The 21,322-nt window shown below is 67.5% G+C and carries 12 protein-coding genes; 10 read left to right on the top strand and 2 right to left on the bottom strand.

Annotated features, from left to right (window positions below):
* Nucleotides 1–41 precede the first annotated feature (41 nt).
* Complete coding sequence (locus tag ACRCUN_RS19730) at nt 42–1,073, bottom strand: LacI family DNA-binding transcriptional regulator (protein WP_462143312.1); 1,032 nt, start codon at nt 1,071–1,073, stop codon at nt 42–44.
* Between the two features lie 221 nt (nt 1,074–1,294).
* Here ACRCUN_RS19730 and ACRCUN_RS19725 point away from each other — a divergent pair, with 221 nt between their 5' ends.
* Genes ACRCUN_RS19725 through ACRCUN_RS19715 form a run of 3 tightly spaced genes read left to right on the top strand, consistent with a single transcriptional unit; the run spans nt 1,295 to nt 4,982 of the window.
* Nucleotides 1,295–2,194 (top strand): SMP-30/gluconolactonase/LRE family protein, encoded by a 900-nt coding sequence (locus tag ACRCUN_RS19725; RefSeq protein WP_462143311.1) that lies wholly within the window; start codon nt 1,295–1,297, stop codon nt 2,192–2,194.
* A gap of 26 nt (nt 2,195–2,220) precedes the next feature.
* Nucleotides 2,221–3,558, top strand: coding sequence for an MFS transporter (locus tag ACRCUN_RS19720; RefSeq protein WP_462143310.1), 1,338 nt, complete (start codon nt 2,221–2,223; stop codon nt 3,556–3,558).
* A 41-nt stretch (nt 3,559–3,599) separates the two neighbouring features.
* A complete protein-coding gene (locus ACRCUN_RS19715) occupies nt 3,600–4,982 on the top strand; it encodes a decaprenylphosphoryl-beta-D-ribose oxidase (protein ID WP_462143309.1) in 1,383 nt (460 codons plus the stop codon).
* Here the strand turns inward: ACRCUN_RS19715 and ACRCUN_RS19710 are convergent.
* A complete protein-coding gene (locus ACRCUN_RS19710) occupies nt 4,979–5,908 on the bottom strand; it encodes an NAD-dependent epimerase/dehydratase family protein (protein ID WP_462143308.1) in 930 nt (309 codons plus the stop codon). The genes ACRCUN_RS19715 and ACRCUN_RS19710 overlap by 4 nt on opposite strands.
* 180 nt (nt 5,909–6,088) lie before the next feature.
* Between ACRCUN_RS19710 and ACRCUN_RS19705 the strand changes: the two genes are divergently transcribed.
* From ACRCUN_RS19705 to ACRCUN_RS19675, 7 genes are all read left to right on the top strand, one after another.
* Entirely contained in the window at nt 6,089–6,493 is a 405-nt protein-coding gene (locus ACRCUN_RS19705) for a Fur family transcriptional regulator (RefSeq protein ID WP_462143336.1), read from the top strand.
* Nucleotides 6,494–6,527: 34 nt separating this feature from the next.
* The gene (gene katG / locus ACRCUN_RS19700) at nt 6,528–8,732 is read left to right on the top strand and encodes a catalase/peroxidase HPI (protein ID WP_462143307.1); all 2,205 of its coding nucleotides are present in this window, start codon (nt 6,528–6,530) and stop codon (nt 8,730–8,732) included.
* A gap of 119 nt (nt 8,733–8,851) precedes the next feature.
* Nucleotides 8,852–9,616 carry a decaprenylphospho-beta-D-erythro-pentofuranosid-2-ulose 2-reductase gene (locus tag ACRCUN_RS19695; RefSeq protein WP_462143306.1) on the top strand — a complete coding sequence of 255 codons (765 nt, stop codon included), beginning with the start codon at nt 8,852–8,854 and terminating at the stop codon, nt 9,614–9,616.
* Complete coding sequence (locus tag ACRCUN_RS19690; RefSeq protein ID WP_462143305.1) at nt 9,616–11,490, top strand: galactan 5-O-arabinofuranosyltransferase; 1,875 nt, start codon at nt 9,616–9,618, stop codon at nt 11,488–11,490. Before ACRCUN_RS19695 ends, ACRCUN_RS19690 begins: the two co-directional genes overlap by 1 nt.
* Nucleotides 11,480–14,737, top strand: coding sequence for an arabinosyltransferase domain-containing protein (locus ACRCUN_RS19685; RefSeq protein WP_462143304.1), 3,258 nt, complete (start codon nt 11,480–11,482; stop codon nt 14,735–14,737). Before ACRCUN_RS19690 ends, ACRCUN_RS19685 begins: the two co-directional genes overlap by 11 nt.
* Before the next feature lie 55 nt (nt 14,738–14,792).
* Nucleotides 14,793–18,098, top strand: coding sequence for an arabinosyltransferase domain-containing protein (locus ACRCUN_RS19680; protein ID WP_462143303.1), 3,306 nt, complete (start codon nt 14,793–14,795; stop codon nt 18,096–18,098).
* On the top strand, nt 18,098–21,265 hold the full coding sequence (locus ACRCUN_RS19675; RefSeq protein WP_462143302.1) for an arabinosyltransferase domain-containing protein: 3,168 nt from the start codon (nt 18,098–18,100) through the stop codon (nt 21,263–21,265). Before ACRCUN_RS19680 ends, ACRCUN_RS19675 begins: the two co-directional genes overlap by 1 nt.
* Nucleotides 21,266–21,322: the final 57 nt, after the last annotated feature.

The following is a 21,322-nucleotide window of genomic DNA, read 5'->3' as shown; positions in this document are numbered from 1 at the left end:
GTGGGCCGTATTGCCCAGGGATTGGCGGTGTTTCGGTTGTGTCAGGCGGCCGCCGCGCGTTTGCGCGGGCAACCGCAGGTGGTGCCGATCCGGAGCTGGTGTGCGCGAAGGACCGATTGGAACGATCCTCCGGCGCCGTCGATGCGGCGGGTCAGGAGTTCGATTGCCTGCTCGGCCATTTCGCGGCGCGGTTGGTTGACGGTCGTGAGTTCGACGAGCGGGGATGTGCCGGGGTAGAGACCGTCGAAGCCCGTGACGGCGACATCCTCACCCACGTTGATCGAGTTCGCGCGCAGCGCGCTGATCGCGCCGAGGGCGATGGCGTCGCTGCCGCACACGATCACGTGCGGCAACGCTTTGCGTGCGAGCACCTGTTCGACGGCCACATAGCCGCCGCGTTCACTGAGATAGGTGCTGATGCGATGTGAGGCGATGCTGCGAATGCCATGCGATTCCGCGGTGTTGACGAATCCCTCTTCCCTGGCCGCCGAGGCGCTCGACGTGCGCGGGCCGACGATCGTCACGATGTCCCGGTAGCCATGGCCCACAACGTGTTCCATCATCTCCGAGGCCGCGGCCCGATCATCGATCCCGACGAAGTCGGCGTCGATGCGTTCGATTCGACGCGACAGCTGCACGAGTGGGATATGAGCGCTGCGCAGCGCGCGGATCACGTCGCCATCGTCGGGATGCAGCACGGTGAACACGACGCCGTCGACATGACGGGCGATCATGGCGTCGACGACCGTGCGCAAGGTATCCGGGTCTTCCTGGGTGTGGGCGAGGAACACCTCGTAGCCGCGGGCCCGGGCGGCGTCGATCGTTCCCGCGGCGATCTCGGTGTAGAAGGGATTGGCGATGTCGGTCAGGACGAGGCCGATGACGCGCGTCTGATGCGAGCGCAGCCGATCGGCACGCGCACTGGAGATGTGCCCGAGTTCCTCGGCGACCTCGAGGATCCGTGCGCGGGTCTGCTCGGATACCCCGCCGCGGCCGTTCATCACATAGGAGACGGTTGCCGGCGAGACGCCGACCGCTCGCGCGACGTCGGCCGCCGATACGCGTGCTCTCACCGGTTCACCTCCTCCACCGTGTTGGTGCCCCGACGTTAAGTGTGACCCAAATCGTTAAGCAACGTTAAGTTGAGCAGACCGGCAGGTGTGCGGTCCTCCCCGCCCAATCGGGAGGTGAATCCCACCTGGCGAGTGCGGTCGATCACTGCCGATCGGTGTCCATGCTCAAGATCACAACTTAACGTTGCTGAACATCCGCATGCGCTCCTAACGTTCCCCCAATGTCAGACCGCCATGCCACACCCACGATCGACGTCGTCGTCGATCTCAAGACCACGCTGGGCGAGGGGCCACTGTGGGACTGCGAGCAGCAATTGCTGTACTGGATCGACAGCGCGGACGGCCGCATCTTCCGGTCGACCGCGGACGGCACGCACATCCGGGCCTGGGATGTCGGTCGGAAGATCGGCTCGATGGCACTGTGCCGCGACGGTGAGAACGCGATCGTCGCGCTGGAGAACGGACTGGCCAGGCTCGATCTGGCTGACGGCACCATCACGCACCTGATCGACCCGGAACCGGGCCTGCCGAACAACCGGCTGAACGACGGCAAGGTCGACAAACGCGGCCGCTTCGTGTTCGGCTCGATGGACACCTTGGAGGAGTCACCGAGCGGCAAGCTCTACTCCTACCGCCCGGACGGTTCGCTGGCGGTGCTCGACGAAGGAATCACCGTTTCCAACGGCCCGTGCTGGAGCCCCGACGGCGAAACGCTGTACTTCTGCGACACGTGGACCGGCGAGATCTGGGCCTACGACTACGACCTCGACACCGGGGCGGTGGCCAACCGCCGTACGTTCGCCCGGGTCGACACGAGCTCGGGTGGCGCGGCCGACGGTGCGACGGTCGACGCCGACGGCTACCTGTGGCAGGCACTGGTATACGGCGGCAAGATCATTCGGTACGCACCGGACGGATCCGTCGACCGCGTCATCGACTTCCCGGTCCGGAAACCGACAAGCGTCATGTTCGGCGGACCCGACCTCGACGTCCTCTACGTGACATCGATGGCACGCCCGCCGCTGCCCCGCTTCCCCGGCGACGGGCAGCTGCGCGGATCGCTGTTCGCGGTCCGCGGCCTCGGAGTACACGGCATTCCCGAAAGCCGCTTCGGCGCATAGTCATCACACCCTCAAGGACATCTCCCATGAAAGTTGCCTCGCCGCGCGGCTCTCTGCGCGACACCCACAAATACTCGTGGATCTCACTGGCCGTGTGCTGGCTGATCTGGATCCTCAACGCCTACGACCGCGAGATCATCCTGCGGCTCGGGCCCACGATCTCGGAGCAGTTTCATTTCAGCCCGGACGCGTGGGGCGCGATCGCGTCGTTGATCATGATTTCGCTTGCCGTACTGGCGATCCCGGGGTCGACGCTCAGCGACCGGTATGGCGGCGGCTGGAAACGCGCCCGATTCCAGGTGCCACTCGTGATCGGTTACACCGCACTGTCGTTCGTCTCGGGGCTCAAGGCCGTCAGCGCCAACGCGGTCGCGTTCATCGCACTGCGGGTCGGCGTCAACCTCGGCGCCGGATGGGGCGAGCCCGTCGGCGTCAGCAACACCGCGGAGTGGTGGCCCAAGGAGCGCCGCGGATTCGCACTGGGCGTGCACCACACGGGCTACCCCGTCGGATCGCTGCTCAGCGGTCTGTCCGCGGCCGTCGTGATCGCGATGTTCGGCGCGTCGAACTGGTCCTACACGCTGTTCCTCGGCCTGATCGTCGCCGTCCCGCTGATGATCTTCTGGGGCCGCTACTCCACCGCCGATCGCATCACCACGCTGTACGAGGACATCGCCGCCAAGGGGCTCACGCCGCCCGCCGACGACCTCGGACGCAGCGCCGGCGGAAAAGGACTGATCTCGGCCTGTTTCCGCAACCGGAGCATCAATCTCACCGCGCTCACCACCCTGCTCACCCAGATCGTCTACATGGGCATCAACGTGGTGCTTCCGGCCTACCTCTACAACGTCGTGGGACTCTCGCTCGCCGAATCGGCGGGCCTCAGCGTCGTCTTCGCGTTCACCGGGATCCTGGGCCAGATCCTGTGGCCGACGCTGTCGGACGTGATCGGACGCAAGAGCACCATCATGATCTGCGGAATCTGGATGGCGATCAGCGTGGCGTGCTTCTACTTCGCCACGTCGTCACTGCTCGTCGTGGTCATCCAGTTGGCATTCGGTCTGGTCGCGAACGCGGTGTGGCCGATCTACTACGCGGCGGCCTCCGACGCCGCTCCAGAAGGCGCGGTGTCCACCGCCAACGGCATCATCACCACGGCCATGTTCATCGGCGGCGGCATCGCACCGCTGCTCATGGGCCGGCTGATCTCGCTGGGCGGCGGCTGGACCGCACACGCCGGATACATCGTCTGTTTCTTCGTGATGTCGGCATGCGCCCTGCTGGGAGTGCTGCTCCAGCTGTTCCTGCGACGTCCCGAGGCCCCGGAAAACACGCAGGACGAGCAGCTGACCGCCTCCCATTAGGTATCGGGTACGCGACCGCCGACGCGGTACGCTTCGGGACGATGGCAACCACCGAGTTTCCGACCACCACCAAACGCCTGATGGGCTGGGGGCGCACCGCACCGACCTATGCGCACGTGCTGTCGACCCGTGACCCCGAGGTCATCATCAAGGCCGTCGTGGCCGCGGCCGAAAAGGGTGGCCGCGGCGTGATCGCGCGCGGCCTCGGACGCTCGTACGGGGACAACGCCCAGAACGGTGGCGGCCTCGTCATCGACATGTCCGCGCTCAACCGCATCCACTCGATCGACGCAGGCACCAGGCTGGTCGATGTCGACGGCGGGGTCAACCTCGACCAGTTGATGAAAGCCGCACTCCCCCATGGCTTGTGGGTGCCGGTGCTGCCGGGTACGCGCCAGGTCACGATCGGTGGCGCGATCGGCTGCGACATCCACGGCAAGAACCACCACAGTGCGGGCAGCTTCGGCAACCACGTGCGCTCGATGGAACTGCTGACCGCCAACGGCGAGGTCCGCCACCTGACCCCGGACGGACCCGAGTCCGAACTCTTCTGGGCGACGGTGGGCGGCAACGGCCTTACCGGCATCATCCTGCGTGCGACGATCGAGATGACGCCGACCGAGACGGCCTACTTCATCGCCGACGGCGACGTGACGAAGACCCTCGACGAGACCATCGCGTTCCACAGTGACGGCAGCGAGTCGAACTACACCTACTCGAGCGCGTGGTTCGACGCGATCAGCAAGCCACCCAAACTGGGCCGGGCCGCGATCTCCCGCGGCTCGCTGGCCAAGCTCGACCAACTGCCGCCCAAACTGCAGAAAAATCCGCTGAAATTCGATGCGCCGCAACTGCTTACCCTGCCCGACATCTTCCCGAACGGGCTCGCCAACAAGTTCACGTTCGTGCCGATCGGCGAGTTGTGGTACCGCAAGTCGGGCACATACCGCAACAAAGTGCAGAACCTGACGCAGTTCTATCACCCGCTCGACATGTTCGGGGAGTGGAATCGCGCCTACGGCTCCGCTGGATTCGGCCAGTACCAGTTCGTGGTGCCCACCGAGGCCGTCGAAGAGTTCAAGGACATCATCTACGACATCCAGCGTTCGGGGCACTACTCGTTCCTCAACGTCTTCAAGCTGTTCGGTCCCGGCAACCAGGCACCGCTGAGCTTCCCGATCCCGGGCTGGAACGTGTGCGTGGACTTCCCGATCAAGGCCGGGCTGAACGAGTTCCTCAACGATCTCGACAAGCGCGTCCTGGAATTCGGCGGGCGCCTCTACACGGCCAAGGATTCGCGCACCACGGCCGAGACGTTCCACGCCATGTATCCGCGCATCGACGAGTGGATCGCGGTCCGGCGCAAAGTTGACCCCGACGGCGTCTTCGTGTCCGACATGGCCCGCCGGCTGGAGCTTCTCTAGGCCGCCGATCTGCCGACAGGCTTGACCGCGCGCAGTGCGGCATCGAGGTCTGTCGGCCTCAGTCGAAAGGTGCGTTCGGTGCTCGAGGCATCGAACGTGAACGGCTTGACCCACTGGTAACGCGTGACAGCCAGTTCCCGCACGAACGGGTTGAAAAGCCCGTAACCCCATTGCACCGGACCGGGTATCGACGTCAGTTTCGGCTTGGGCGCACCGATTACGTCAGTGAATTTCTCGGCGATCTGGCGGATGGTCATCGGTGGATTACTGGGTACGAGCCATGCGCGATTCCACGCTCGCTCGTCGGTGGCAGTGGCCACGAGAGTGCGGGCGACATCGGCGATCGAAGTCCACGAGTGCGGCACGTCCAGTGCGCCGACGTGCGGCACATAGGCTCGCCTTCCGGCCCGTAATGGCTTGTCCAGCACGAACGTAAAGATCGAGTTGGCCTCGATGTAGTCACCTGCGCGGACCTCCGTGACGGCCTTGATGCGGCCGGACTCCGCAGCGGCATGGGCTTCACGCCACATGTCGGCTCGTAGCTTCAGTTTGGGATGTGTTGCCGCGAGCGGTGTGTTGTCGGTGATCGGTCCGTCGACTTCGCCGTAGCCGTAAAGGTTGCCGGTCATCGCGTACACCGCCCCCGTTCGCTCGGCTGCGGTCAGTAGGGCGGAGGTCAGCGGCGGCCAGTCGGTGAGCCATCGGTGATATTCGGGGCTAAGGCAGTTGTAGAGCGCCGTGGCACCGTCCGCGATGCCGCTGAGCCGATCGGCGTCCGTCGCATCCGCCGCCACCTTCTCGATGCCGGTGTGCTGCGGGCCCGAGCCGCGACGGCTCACGATCCTCACGTGTTCTCCGCGCTCGGCGAGCAGAGTTGCGGTGGCTGATCCGACTGCGCCTGCTCCTATGATGACGTGCAGCGACACCACTTTTCCTTTCCGAGAGCACTGCTCTGATTCCAGGGCTTCATCGTGCCTGTTGACGGGCTCGGCAGTCAAGAGCAGTGCTCTCGCTCGCGTCCGAAGTCGGCGAGAACTTTATTCTTGACTAATTCCAGAAAAGCAGTAAGACTTCTTTCCGTGGCCACGACTACGGACTTCCAGCACATGCTGCGGAGAGCCGACATGCGCGTGACCCGCCCTCGGGTGGCAGTTCTCAGTGCGGTGCACACGCACCCGCACGCCGACACGGACACGATCATCCGCGCCGTACGAGAAGAGTTGCCCGAGGTGTCGCACCAGGCCGTGTACGACTCGCTGCACGCGTTGACGGCAGCGCGCCTGGTACGGCGCATCCAGCCCTCCGGCTCCGTGGCTCGCTACGAGTCACGAGTCGGCGACAACCACCATCACGTCGTATGCCGGTCGTGCGGTGCCATCGCCGACGTCGACTGTGCGGTCGGGGCAGCCCCCTGCCTGACCGCGTCCGACGACCACGGGTTCTTGATCGACGAAGCCGAGGTCGTCTACTGGGGCTTCTGCCCCGAATGCTCCACCGCGCCACGTAGTTAACACCCTTAACCGACAGCCCCGGAAAGGATTTGTCATGGCCGAAGCCGAAACACACCCTCCGATTGGTGAAGCCCAAACCGAGCCCGCCGCAGGCTGCCCCATGCGCATCAAGCCGCCCGTCGAGGGTGGCAGCAACCGGGACTGGTGGCCCAACGCGGTCAACCTGAAGATCCTGCAGAAGGATCCCGAGGCCATCGACCCCATGGACGAGGGCTACGACTACCGCGAAGCCGTGCAGACTCTCGACTTCGAGCAGTTCCAAAAGGATTTCGACGAGCTGCTGACCAACTCCCAGGAGTGGTGGCCCGCAGACTTCGGCCACTACGGTCCGCTGTTCGTCCGCATGTCGTGGCACGCCGCGGGTACCTACCGCGTGGAGGACGGCCGCGGCGGTGGCGGCAAGGGCATGCAGCGCTTCGCGCCGCTCAACAGCTGGCCGGACAACGTCAGCCTGGACAAGGCCCGCCGCCTGCTCTGGCCGCTCAAGAAGAAGTACGGCAAGAAGATCTCGTGGTCTGACCTGATCGTCTACGCGGGCAACCGGGCCATGGAGCACATGGGCTTCAAGACCGCAGGCTTCGCATTCGGCCGCCCGGACTACTGGGAGCCCGAGGAGGACATCTACTGGGGCGCCGAGCACGAGTGGCTGGGCTCGCAGGACCGTTACGCCGGCGCCAACGGCGACCGCACCAAACTGGAGAACCCGCTCGGCGCCAGCCACATGGGCCTGATCTACGTGAACCCCGAAGGCCCAGAAGGCAATCCCGATCCGGTGGCCGCGGCCATCGACATCCGCGAGACCTTCGGCCGCATGGCGATGAACGACATCGAGACCGCCGCGCTGATCGTCGGTGGCCACACCTTCGGCAAGACCCACGGGGCCACCGAGGTCGAGAACGGCCCCGAGCCCGAAGCCGCACCGCTTGAGCAGATGGGACTCGGCTGGGCCAACTCGGGCGTCGGCAACGAAACCGTCAGCAGCGGCCTCGAGGTGACCTGGACCCACACTCCGACCAAGTGGGACAACAGCTTCCTGGAGATCCTCTACAGCAACGAGTGGGAGCTCACCAAGAGCCCCGCAGGCGCCCACCAGTGGAAGCCCAAGGACAACGGCTGGGCCAACTCGGTGCCGATGGCGCAGGGCAGCGGCAAGACCCACCCGTCGATGCTGACCACCGACCTGTCAATGCGGATGGACCCGATCTACGAGAAGATCACCCGCCGCTGGCTGGATCACCCGGAGGAGCTCGCCGAGGAGTACGCCAAGGCGTGGTTCAAGCTGCTGCACCGTGACATGGGCCCGGTGACCCGCTACCTCGGGCCGCTCGTGCCGAAGCAGACCTGGCAGTGGCAGGACGTCATCCCGGCAGGCAAGCCGCTGTCCGCCGACGACGTCGCGAAGCTCAAGACCGCGATCGCCGAGTCGGGCCTGACTGTGCAGCAACTGGTTTCGACCGCGTGGAAGGCAGCGTCGTCGTACCGCCACAGCGACATGCGCGGTGGCGCCAACGGCGGCCGGATCCGGCTGCAGCCGCAGCTCGGCTGGGAGGTCAACGAAGCCGACGACCTCGCCCAGGTGATCGGCAAGCTGGAGGAGATCCAGGCCGGCGCTGGCGTCGACGTGTCGTTCGCCGACCTGGTCGTGCTCGCGGGCAACGTCGGTGTCGAGACGGCGGCCAAGGCGGCAGGCCACGACATCGAGGTGCCGTTCACCTCGGGCCGCGGCGACGCCACCCAGGAGCAGACCGACGTCGAGTCGTTCTCCTACCTGGAGCCCAAGGCCGACGGCTTCCGCAACTACGCGGGCAAGGGTCTGCAGTACCCGGCCGAGTACCACCTCATCGACCGGGCCAACCTGCTCAACCTGACGGCGCCCGAGATGACGGTGCTGCTCGGTGGCCTGCGTGGGCTGGACATCAACCACGGCGGCACCAAGCTCGGTGTGCTCACCGACCGTCCGGGCCAGCTGACGAACGACTTCTTCGTCAACCTCACCGACATGAGCACCAAGTGGGCGCCGTCGCCGGCTGACGACGGCACCTACGTCGGTACCGACCGGGCCAGCGGTGCGCAGAAGTACACGGCCAGCCGGGTCGACCTGCTGTTCGGTTCGAACTCGCAGCTGCGGGCGTTGGCGGAGGTCTACGCCGAGGACGACTCCAAGGACAAGTTTGTCAAGGACTTCGTCGCGGCATGGGTCAAGGTGATGGACGCCGACCGGTTCGACGTCGCGAAGTAACGCCGGACAAGTGCCTGGACGCCCAGGCCGGCCAGTTGGCCGGCCTGGGCGTTCGGCGTTGGAGCGGGACTCGCACGGTACCCTCGTCACGATGTCCCCGAGGCTTGGAGCTGCGCTAGATGGTGTTCGACGCCGTAGGTAACCCCCAGACGATTCTGCTGCTCGGCGGCACCTCCGAAATCGGGCTGGCGATCTGTGCGCGCTATCTGCGCAATGCCTCGGCCCGAGTCGTGCTGGCCGCGCTGCCCGACGATCCCGGCCGCGACGATGCCGCGACACAGATGCGCAACGCGGGTGCGAGCTCGGTCGAGGTGATCGACTTCGACGCCGTCGACACCGAGAGCCACCCGGCCGTGATCGAGAAGGCGTTCTCGGGCGGCGACGTGGATGTGGCGATCGTGGCGTTCGGCTTGCTCGGCGACGCCGAAGAACTGTGGCAGAACCAGCGCAAGGCCGTCCAGATCGCCGAAATCAATTACACCGCAGCAGTTTCCGTCGGCGTGCTGCTCGGCGAGAAGATGCGCGAGCAGGGCTGGGGCCAAATCATCGCGATGAGCTCGGCAGCAGGCGAGCGCGTGCGCCGATCCAACTTCGTCTACGGCTCCACGAAGGCTGGGCTCGACGGGTTCTACCTCGGCCTCGGTGAGGCACTGCGCGAGTTCGGGGTCCGGGTGCTCGTCATCCGGCCCGGCCAGGTGCGCACCCGCATGAGCGCCCACGTCAAGGAAGCACCGCTGACCGTCGACAAGGAGTACGTCGCCGAACTGGCCGTAACCTCGGCGGCGAAAGGCAAAGAACTGGTGTGGGCCCCGGGCGCGTTCCGGTACGTGATGATGGTGTTGCGGCATATTCCGCGGCCCATCTTCCGCAAGCTTCCGATCTGATGGGGGCGGCGCCGGCGGGCAGGGCTCTCGGCCAGATGCTGATCGCCGTGCTGATCTCCTCGGCGGTGGCCGGGGTGGCGATCGCGGCGATCGCCCGCGTCGAGTGGCCCGCCTACAACACCTCCAACCAACTGCACGCGCTCACCACGGTGGGCCAGTTCGGTTGTCTGGCAGGCTTGTTCGCCGCCGGGCTGATCTGGCGGCTGGGCCGCCGCACCCTGGCCCGGCTGTTTGCGCTCATCTTCCTCTCGGCATTCTCGGTCGTGACGATCGCCATGCCGCTCGGCGCCACCAAGCTCTACCTGTTCGGCATCTCGGTCGACCAGCAGTTCCGCACCGAATACCTGACGCGGCTCACCGACACCGCCGGCCTGCACGACATGACCTACATCGGCCTGCCGCCGTACTATCCGGCGGGCTGGTTCTGGATGGGCGGCCGCATCGCCGCGGCGACCGGCACCCCGGCGTGGGAGATGTTCAAACCCTGGGCCATCGTGTCGATCACGATCGCCGTCGCGCTCGCATTCGTGTTGTGGTCGGCGATGATCCGCTTCGAGTACGCGCTGATCGTCACCACGGCGAGCACTGCCGCGATGCTCGCCTACTCACCCGCCGAACCGTACGCCGCGATCATCACGGTGCTGTTGCCTCCGGTGTTCGTGCTGGCCTGGTCGGGGCTCAGCGGCCGCCCCCGCAACGGTGGGTGGGCCGCGGTCGTCGGCGTCGGGATCTTCCTCGGCGTCGCCGCGCTCTTCTACACCCTCTTGCTCGGCTACGCCGCGTTCACTCTCACCATCATGGCGCTGTGCCTGGCCGTCTCCCGCCGCAGCATCGAACCACTCCTGCGGCTCGCGGTCATCGCGGTGATCTCCGGGCTGATCGCGCTGCTCACGTGGGCGCCCTACCTGCTCGCCGCGCTGCGGGGCGAACCCGCCGAGACCGGCACCGCCCAGCACTACCTGCCCGACGCCGGGGCACAGCTGACGTTCCCGATGCTCAGCTTCACGCTGCTCGGCGCGCTGTGCATGGTCGGCACGCTGTGGCTCGTGGTCCGTGCGCGCACTTCGACGCGGGCCGGCGCGCTCGCCATCGCCGTGCTCGCGGTGTACGCGTGGTCACTGCTGTCGATGCTCACCACGCTTGCGGGCACCACGTTGCTGTCGTTCCGGCTGCAGCCCACGTTGACCGTGCTGCTCACCACCGCGGGGGCGTTCGGGTTCATCGAGGCGACGCTGGCGATCGCCCGGCGTTACCGGCCGGAAACGGCGCGCCGCGTCATCCTCGCGGCGACCGCGGTGGGCGCCATCGGCGCCGTCACCTTCAGTCAGGACATCCCCGACGTGCTGCGGCCCGACATCAACGTCGCCTACACCGACACCGACGGCACCGGACAGCGCGCCGACCGGAGACCACCGGGCGCCGAGCGCTACTACCGCGAGATCGACGCCAAGATTCTCGAAACCACCGGGGTGCCCCGCAACCAGACTGTCGTGCTCACCGCCGACTACAGCTTCCTGTCGTATTACCCCTACTACGGTTTTCAGGGGCTGACGTCGCACTACGCGAACCCGCTCGCCCAGTTCGACAAGCGCGCCGAGGCCATCGAAGGCTGGGCCACGCTGAGCACCGCTGACCAATTCGTCAAAGCACTCGACGATCTGCCGTGGGAGCCGCCGACGGTGTTCCTGATGCGGCACGGCGCGAACGACACCTACACGCTGCGGCTGGCCTCGGATGTGTACCCGAATCAGCCCAACGTGCGGCGCTATCACGTGCAGCTGGACTCGGCGCTGTTCGACGATCCGCGATTCGAGGTATCCGACATCGGGCCGTTCGTGCTCGCGATCAGGAAGCCCACTCCCGATGGCCATTAATTCCGGCACAGACGCGCCATTAGCATCAAAGCCCGTGATCGCACAGGGCAGCAACCACCGGACCGCCCGGCTCATCGCGATTGTCGCGGGTTTGCTCGGTGTGCTGATGGCGGTGGCGACGCCGCTGCTGCCCGTCAAGCAGACCACCGCCGAGCTCAACTGGCCGCAGAACGGCGTCTGGCAGAGCGTCAACGCACCGCTGATCGGCTACGTCGCGACCGACCTGACCATCACCGTGCCCTGCCAGGCGGCCGCCGGCCTGGCCGATCCCCGCGACCGGGGCCGGTCGGTGCTCCTGTCGACGGTGCCCAAGCAGGCCCCCAAGGCGATCGACCGCGGACTGTTGATCGAACGGGTCAACAACGATCTGCTCGTCATCGTCCGCAACACCCCGGTGGTCAGCGCCCCGATGGACCAGGTGCTCAGCCCGGCCTGTCAGTACCTGACCTTCACCGCCCACGCCGACAAGGTGACCGGCGAGTTCGTCGGCCTCACCCAAGGCCCTGACGACGACGATCCGGGCGAACCGCTGCGCGGCGAGCGCGGCGGCTATGACTTCCGCCCGCAGATCGTCGGCGTCTTCACCGACCTGTCCGGGCCCGCGCCGGACGGCCTGAAGTTCTCGGCGACGATCGACTCGAGATACAGCAGCGCACCCACGCTGCTCAAGATGCTCGCGATGATCGTCGGCGTCGCGATGACCATCATCGCGCTGGGCGCACTGCACGTGCTCGACACCGCCGACGGGGTACGCCACCGGCGGTTCCTGCCGCCGCGCTGGTGGTCGATGACACCGCTGGACGGACTTGTCACCGCGGTCTTGGTGTGGTGGCACTTCGTCGGCGCCAACACGTCCGACGACGGCTACATCTTGACCATGGCCAGGGTGTCCGAGCACGCCGGCTACATGGCGAACTACTACCGCTGGTTCGGCACCCCCGAGGCCCCGTTCGGCTGGTACTACGACCTGCTCGCGCTGTGGGCCCATGTCTCGACGAACAGCGTCTGGATGCGTCTGCCCACCCTGGTGATGGCCCTCGCGTGCTGGTGGGTGATCAGCCGCGAGGTGCTGCCGCGACTCGGCCACGCGGTCAAGGTCAACCGGGCCGCGGCATGGACGGCCGCAGGCATGTTCCTGGCCTTCTGGCTACCGCTCAACAACGGGCTGCGGCCCGAGCCCATCATCGCGCTGGGCATCCTGCTGACCTGGTGCTCGGTGGAGCGTGGCGTGGCCACCAACCGCATGCTCCCGGTGGCCATCGCGATCATCATCGGTGCGCTCACGCTGTTCTCCGGACCGACCGGCATCGCGGCCGTCGGCGCGCTTCTCGTCGCCGTCGGACCACTGAAAACCATTGTCGCGCGCCATACTTCACGGTTCGGCTACCTGGCACTGCTGGCCCCGATCCTCGCGGCCTGCACCGTGACCATCATCCTGATCTTCCGCGACCAGACCCTCGCCGGCGAGATCCAGGCGAGCACATTCAAGTCATCGGTCGGCCCGAGCCTCGCGTGGTTCGACGAGCACATCCGCTACTCGCGCCTGTTCACCACGAGCCCGGACGGGTCGGTGGCCCGCCGGTTCGCGGTCCTGACTCTGCTTCTGGCGCTCGCGGTTTCGGTCGCGATGTCGCTGCGCAAGGGCCGGATCCCCGGCACCGCGGCGGGGCCGAGCCGGCGCATCGTCGGCATCACGATCATCTCGTTCTTCGCGATGATGTTCACCCCCACCAAGTGGACGCACCACTTCGGCGTGTTCGCGGGCCTCGCCGGATCGCTCGGCGCGCTGGCCGCCGTCGCGGTGATGGCCGCGGCCATGAAATCCCGGCGCAACCGGTCCATGTTCGCCGCCGCAGTGCTGTTCGTGATGGCGCTGTCGTTCGCGACCGTCAACGGCTGGTGGTACGTGTCGAACTTCGGTGTGCCGTGGTCGAACTCATTCCCGGAGTGGAAGTTCGGCTTCACGACCATCCTGCTTGGCCTGTCGGTGCTGGCACTGCTCGGCGCGGCGTGGTTCCACTTCAGCGGCCGCGACGAGTCACCGGACGGACCACAGCGCCGATGGCAACGCATCATGCAGTCACCGCTCGCGATCGCGGCCTGGCTGCTCGTGATGTTCGAGGTGGTGTCCCTGACGCTCGCGATGACGAACCAGTACCCCGCCTGGTCCGTCGGCCGCTCCAACTTGGAAGCGCTCACCGGCAAGGGCTGCGGGCTGGCCGACGACGTCATGGTCGAGGAGAACGCCAACGCAGGCATGCTGGCGCCCATCGGTGAACCACCCGGTGAGGCGCTCGGCGCTGTCATCTCGCAGGGCTTCGGACCCAACGGCATACCGTCCGACGTCTCGGCCGACCCGGTGATGGAACAGCCCGGCTCGGACAACTTCGCCGACACCGACTCCGAAACCGTCACCGGCAGTGAGGTGGGGACCGAGGGCGGGACAACCGCGGCCGCGGGCGTCAACGGCTCACGCGCCCGGCTGCCCTACGGCCTGAACCCGGCCACCACACCCGTGCTCGGCAGCTGGCGGGCTGGCACCCAGCAGCCCGCGGTCATGCGCTCGGCGTGGTACCGGCTGCCCGATCGCGACCAGGCCGGGCCGCTGCTCGTGGTCGCGGCGGCCGGACGCTTCGATCCGGGCGAGGTCCTTGTCCAGTGGGCCACCGACGAGGGCGCCGCGGCGAACAAACCGGGCGGCGGCATCGGGTTCGCCGATGTCGGAGCCGCGCCGGCATGGCGCAACCTGCGTGCGCCGCTGGCCGCCATCCCGCGCGAGGCCACCCAGATCCGTTTGGTGGCCACCGACGACGATCTCGCACCACAGCACTGGATCGCCCTGACACCCCCGCGGATCCCGCAGCTGCGCACCCTTCAGGAAGTGGTCGGCTCATCCGATCCGGTGCTGCTCGACTGGCTCGTCGGCCTGGCGTTCCCGTGCCAGCGGCCGTTCGGCCACCAATACGGCGTGACGGAGGTGCCCAAGTGGCGCATCCTGCCGGACCGGTTCGGCGCCGAGGCCAACTCCCCGGTGATGGACTACCTGGGCGGCGGCCCGCTGGGCATCTCGGAGCTGCTGCTGCGGCCGTCGAGTGTGCCGACCTACCTCAAGGACGACTGGTTCCGCGACTGGGGTTCACTGCAGCGGTTGACGCCGTGGTACCCGAACGCCGAACCGGCGCGACTCGACCTCGGGACAGCCACGCGCAGCGGACTGTGGAGCCCCGCGCCGCTGCGCCTGAGCTGAGCCGGTCGGCAGGGGAAACCGGCCCTCACATGTGGGTCGCCTACGATCGACCCTCGTGCCGGGCGATGAACAGCGTGAGCGAACAGCAGACAGCGCAGCGAACCAGCCGTCCCGCATCGCACGCCTGATCGCCGTCATCGCCGGCATCGCAGGCGTGCTGTTGTGCGGATTGGTTCCGCTGCTGCCGGTCGAGCAGACCACTGCGACGGTCCTGTGGCCGCAGGGCACCGGGGCCGACGGCAACATCACCGATGTGACCGCGCCCTTGGTGGCCGGCGCGCCCAAGTCACTCGACGTCGCGATCCCGTGTCGCACCGTCGCGACGCTGCCCGCCGACGGCGGTGTCGTGTTCTCCACGAACCCCGCCGGCGGTATCGAAGCCGGCCGTAACGGCATGTTCGTCCGCGCGAACGCCGACGTCGTCTACGTCGCATTTCGCGACACCGTCGCCGCCGTCGCGCCACGGGCCGCGGTGAACTCCGGCGCCTGCAGTGAGATCCGCGTGTGGGCGAACGTCGGTGCCGTCGGCGCCGACTTCGTCGGCATCCCCGGCGCAACCGGGACACTGCCCGTCGACAAGCGCCCACAGGTCTCGGGTCTGTTCACCGATCTCGACGTCGCGCCGCAGCCCGGGCTTTCGGCGCGGGTCGACGTCGACACCCGGTTCATCACCTCACCTACTTCTCTCAAGCTGCTCGTGATGGTGCTCGGCGTGGGTTGCGTGATCGCCTCGATCGTCGCGCTGTACCTGCTCGACCGCGTATCCGGCAGACGGCCGCCCCGCAGCCGCCCCCGGGCGGGATTGTGGACCTGGCTGACCGACGCCGGCGTCATCGGCGGCCTGCTCGCCTGGCACGTCGTCGGCGCCCTGTCCTCCGATGACGGCTACAACCTCACGATCGCCCGGGTCTCCGCGGAAGCCGGCTACTCGGCCAACTACTACCGGTACTTCGGCGCCACCGAAGCGCCGTTCGACTGGTATCAGAGCGTCTTGGCGCACCTCGCCGCGATCAGCACCGACAGCGTCTGGATGCGGCTGCCCGCGACCGCGGCCGCCATCGCGACGTGGCTCATCATCAGCCGCGCCGTCCTGCCCAGGATCGGCAGGCGCGTCGCCGCGAACCGGGTCGCGGTGTTGACGGCAGGCGCGACGTTCCTCGCGGCCTGGCTGCCGTTCAACAACGGGCTGCGGCCCGAACCGCTCATCGCCTTCGCCGTCGTCGCGGTCTGGATACTCGTCGAGCGCACGATCGGCACCCGACGGCTGTTGCCCGCCGCCATCGCGATCGTCATCGCGATGTTCTCGGTCACGCTCGCGCCGCAGGGTCTCATCGCGTTGGCCCCGCTGCTGGTCGGCGCCCGCGCGATCGGGCGGATCGTGTCCGCGCGCCGCGGAACCGACGGGATGCTGGCCTCACTGGCCCCGCTCGCGGCGTCGGCCGCGCTCGTCTTCGTCATCGTGTTCCGCGACCAGACGCTGGCGACCGTCGCCGAGTCGGTGCGCATCAAGTACGTCGTCGGGCCGACCATCCCCTGGTACCAGGAGTTCCTGCGGTACTACTTCCTCACGGTCGAAGACAGTGTCGACGGCTCGCTGACCCGCCGGTTCGCGGTGCTGGTCCTGCTGCTGTGCGTGTTCGGCCTGATCATGGTGATGCTGCGCCGCGGCCGGGTGCCCGGCGCCGTCAGTGGACCGGTGTGGCGGCTGGCGGGTACGACGGCCATCGGGCTGCTGCTGCTGACGCTCACGCCGACGAAGTGGGCCGTGCAGTTCGGCGCGTTCGCCGGTCTCGCGGGCGCCCTCGGCGGTGTCACGGCCTTCGCGTTCGCCCGCGTCGGCTTGCACAGCCGCCGAAACCTTGCGCTGTATGTGACCGCGCTGCTGTTCATCCTGGCCTGGGCGACCTCGGGCCTCAACGGCTGGTTCTACGTCGGCAACTACGGCGTGCCGTGGTTCGACAAGCAGCCCGTCATCGTCGGCTTCCCGGTCACCACGATCTTCTTGGTGCTCGCCATCGCGGGCGGCCTGCTCGCCGGCTGGCTGCACTTCCGGATGGACTACGCCGGGCACACCGAGGTCGCCGACACCGGCCGCAACCGTGCGCTGGCGTCGACCCCGCTGCTCATCGTCGCGACCATCATGGTCGTGCTGGAGTTGGGCTCGATGCTCAAGGCGACCACAGGCCGCTACCCCGTCTACACCACCGGCGCGGCCAACCTCGCGGCGTTGCGGTCCGGGCTGTCCGAGGACAGTTGCGCCATGGCCGACTCGGTCCTCGTCGAGGCCGACACCAACGCGGGCATGCTGCAGCCCGTCCCCGGGCAGCGCTTCGGCGAATACGGACCCCTCGGCGGTGAGGATCCCGTCGGATTCACCCCGAACGGCGTCAGCGACACACTCGAGCCCGCCGAGCCCGTCGCGGCCAACCCCGGCACCGTCAACTCCGACGGCCCGGTCGACAAGCCCAACATCGGCATCGGCTACACCGCCGGCACCGGCGGCGGCTACGGCCCCGAGGGCGTCAACGGATCGCGGGTCTTCCTGCCGTTCGGCCTCGACCCCAAGCGCACCCCGGTCATGGGCAGCTTCGCTGAGCCCGGCTCAGATCTGGCTTCAGTCGCGGCCAAGGCCACGTCGTCCTGGTACCAGTTGCCGCCCCGCACACCGGACCGGCCGCTCGTCACCGTCGCCGCCGCTGGCGCGATCTGGTACTACGAGGAAGACGGGTCGTTCAACTACGGCCAGTCGCTCAAGTTGCAGTGGGGTGTGCACCGGCCGGACGGCTCCTACCAGCCGCTCAACGAGGTGCAGCCGATCGACATCTTCCAGCAGAAGGCCTGGCGCAACCTGCGCTTCCCGCTGACCACGGCGCCGCCCGAGGCCAACGTCGCGCGCATCGTCGCCGACGACCCGAACCTGTCCGAGGACCAGTGGTTCGCGTTCACACCGCCGCGCGTGCCGGTGCTGGAGACCGCACAGCAATTCCTGGGCAGCCAGACGCCCGTGTTGATGGACATCGCGACCGCCGCGAACTTCCCGTGCCAGCGGCCGTTCGCCGAACGTCTCGGTGTCGCCGAGCTTCCGGAGTACCGCATCATCCCGAACTTCAAGCAGATGGTGGCCTCGTCCAATCAGTGGCAGTCGGCCGCCGACGGCGGACCGTTCCTGTTCATCCAGGCGCTGCTGCGCACCGAGGCGATCCCGACGTATCTGCGCGACGACTGGTACCGCGACTGGGGTTCGCTCGAGCGCTACATCCGGGTGGTGCCGCAGGATCGGGCGCCCAACGCCGCCATCGAGGAAGGATCGACGCGAGTGTTCGGTTGGAGTCGCGGCGGACCGATCAGGGCCCTGCCGTGATGAGGGACGTGAAGATCGCGCGCTGGGTCGCCACGATCGCGGGCCTGCTCGGCTTCGTGATGGCCGTGGCCACCCCGCTGCTGCCCGTCACGCAGACCACGGCGACGCTGAACTGGCCCCAGCAGGGCCAACTGACCAATGTCACCGCGCCGTTGATCACCCAGGCCCCGGTCAGCCTGCGCGCGACGGTGCCGTGCTCGGTGGTGCGCGACATGCCCGCCGATGGCGGCCTCGTATTTGGCACCGCACCCGAGCAAGGCCGCGACGCCGCACTCAACGCGATGCTGGTGAGCGTCTCGGAATCGCGTGTCGACGTGATCGTGCGCAACGTCGTCGTCGCAAGCGTCAACCGCGACCGCGTGACGGGCCCGGAATGCCAGCAGATCGACATCACGTCCACGACCGACGGCACCTTCGCCGAGTTCGTGGGTCTGAAGAAGGCCGACGGGTCTCCGCAGCGCACCGGCTACCCCGACCCGAACCTGCGTCCTGCCATCGTCGGGGTGTTCACCGATCTCACCGGCGCTGCGCCGCAAGGACTGTCGGTGTCCGCCGAGATCGATACGCGCTTCACGACCCACCCCACACCGCTCAAGCTCGCGGCCATGCTGCTGGCGATCATCTCGACCGTCATCGCGCTGCTCGCGCTGTGGCGCCTGGACCAGCTCGACGGTCACCGCATGCACCGGCTGATCCCGACCCGCTGGCGCACGCTCACGGCAGTCGACGGAGTCGTCGTCGGCGGATTCCTGGCGTGGTACGTCATCGGCGCCAACTCGTCCGACGACGGCTACATCCTGCAGATGGCGCGCACCGCCGACCACGCCGGCTACATGTCCAACTACTTCCGCTGGTTCGGCAGCCCAGAGGACCCGTTCGGCTGGTACTACAACCTGCTGGCGCTGATGACCCACGTCAGCGATGCCAGCATCTGGATTCGGCTGCCTGACCTCGTCTGCGCCCTGGTCTGCTGGCTGCTGCTGTCCCGTGAGGTGGTGCCGCGACTCGGACCCGCCGTGTCGGGCAGCAGGCCCGCGCTGTGGGCCGCCGGCCTCGTACTGCTGGGCGCATGGATGCCGTTCAACAACGGTCTTCGGCCCGAAGGCCAGATCGCGACGGGCGCGCTGATCACCTACGTGCTGATCGAACGTGCCGTCACCTCGGGCCGGCTGACCCCGGCCGCGCTCGCGATCACGACGGCCGCGTTCACCCTCGGCATCCAGCCGACGGGCCTGATCGCCGTCGCCGCGCTGCTCGCCGGTGGCCGGCCGATCCTGCGCATCCTGATGCGGCGGCGCCGCATGGTCGGGACGTGGCCGCTCGTCGCACCGCTGCTGGCCGCGGGCACCGTGATCCTGGCCGTGGTGTTCGCCGACCAGACGCTCGCAACGGTGTTGGAGGCCACGAGGATTCGCACGGCGATCGGGCCCAGCCAGGAATGGTGGACCGAGAACCTGCGCTACTACTACCTGATTTTGCCCACGACCGACGGCGCGATCTCACGGCGCGTGGCCTTCGTGTTCACCGCGATGTGCCTGTTCCCGGCGCTGTTCATGATGTTGCGGCGCAAGCGGGTCGCCGGTGTGGCACGCGGCCCGGCGTGGCGGCTCATGGGCATCATCTTCGCCACGATGTTCTTCCTGATGTTCACGCCCACCAAGTGGATTCACCACTTCGGGCTGTTCGCCGCCGTCGGCGGTGCGATGGCGGCACTCACGACGGTGCTGGTGTCACCGGCCGTGCTGCGGTCGGCGCGAAACCGGATGGCGTTCCTGTCGCTCGTGTTCTTCGTGCTGGCGTTCTGCTTCGCGTCGACCAACGGTTGGTGGTACGTCTCGAACTTCGGTGCGCCGTTCAACAATTCGGTGCCCGAGTTCGGCGGCGTCACGGTCAGCGCGGTGTTCTTCGCGCTGTCGGCCATCGCGGCGCTATGGGCGTTCTGGATCCACCTGACCGACCGGGGCGACTCCAAGTTGGTCGACCGGTTGACCGCAGCACCCGTCCCGATCGCGGCCGGCTTCATGGTCGTCGTCTTCATCGCGTCCATGGTGATCGGCGTCGTGCGTCAATACCCGACCTACTCCAACGGGTGGGCCAACATCCGCGCGTTCGCGGGTGGCTGCGGCCTGGCCGACGACGTCCTGGTCGAACCGGACTCCAACGCAGGCTTCCTGCAGGCGATGCCGGGCAACTACGGTCCACTCGGGCCGCTGGGCGGCGAGAACCCGGCAGGCTTCTCCCCCAACGGCGTCCCCGACCGCATCATTGCCGAGGCCATCAGGCTCAACAACCCGCAGCCCGGCACCGACTACGACTGGGATCGGCCCACCAAGCTCGACACGCGCGGCATCAACGGTTCCACCGTGCCACTTCCCTACGGCCTCGACCCGGCGCGTGTGCCCGTCGCCGGAACGTATTCGCTTGGGGCACAGCAGGAAAGCAAGTTGGCGTCGGCCTGGTACGAGTTGCCCGCACCCGACGACTCGCATCCGTTGGTCGTCATCACCGCCGCGGGCACGATCACCGGAACCAGTGTCGCCGAAGGCCTGACTACCGCTCAGACCGTCGAACTCGAATACGCCCGCCGCGGCCCGGACGGCGCTCCGGTGCCCGCGGGTCGGGTCAAGCCATACGACGTCGGCCCCACGCCGTCCTGGCGCAACCTGCGCTACCCGCGCGCCGAGATCCCCGCCGACGCGGTCGCGGTACGCGTGATCGCCGAGGACCTGTCACTGAGCCAGGGCGACTGGATCGCCGTCACACCGCCGCGCGTGCCCGAGGTCCGGTCGGTGCAGGAGTACGTCGGATCAGAGCAGCCGGTGCTGATGGACTGGGCGGTCGGTTTGGCCTTCCCGTGCCAGCAGCCGATGCTGCATGCCAACGGTGTCACCGAGGTGCCCAAGTTCCGGATCTCGCCGGACTACTACGCCAAGCTGCAGAGCACCGACACGTGGCAGGACGGCATCAACGGCGGCTTGCTCGGCATCACCGACCTGCTGCTTCGGGCCTCGGTGATGTCGACGTACCTGTCGAACGACTGGGGTCAGGACTGGGGCTCACTGCGCAGGTTCGACACCATCGTCGACGCCGAGCCGGCCCAGATCGAACTCGGTGAGTCCACCCACAGCGGGCTCTACAAGCCGGGCCGCATCCGGATCGGGCCGTAGCGCCGTTTGCGCGAGCGTGCGCGTCTGCTGCCCGACACACCGCTGCCGGGCGACAGT

The sequence above is a fragment of the Mycobacterium venezuelense genome (assembly GCF_054919535.1).
The sequence above is the reverse complement of the archived record's forward strand: the minus strand, read 5'-3'. Positions and strand labels throughout refer to the sequence as shown.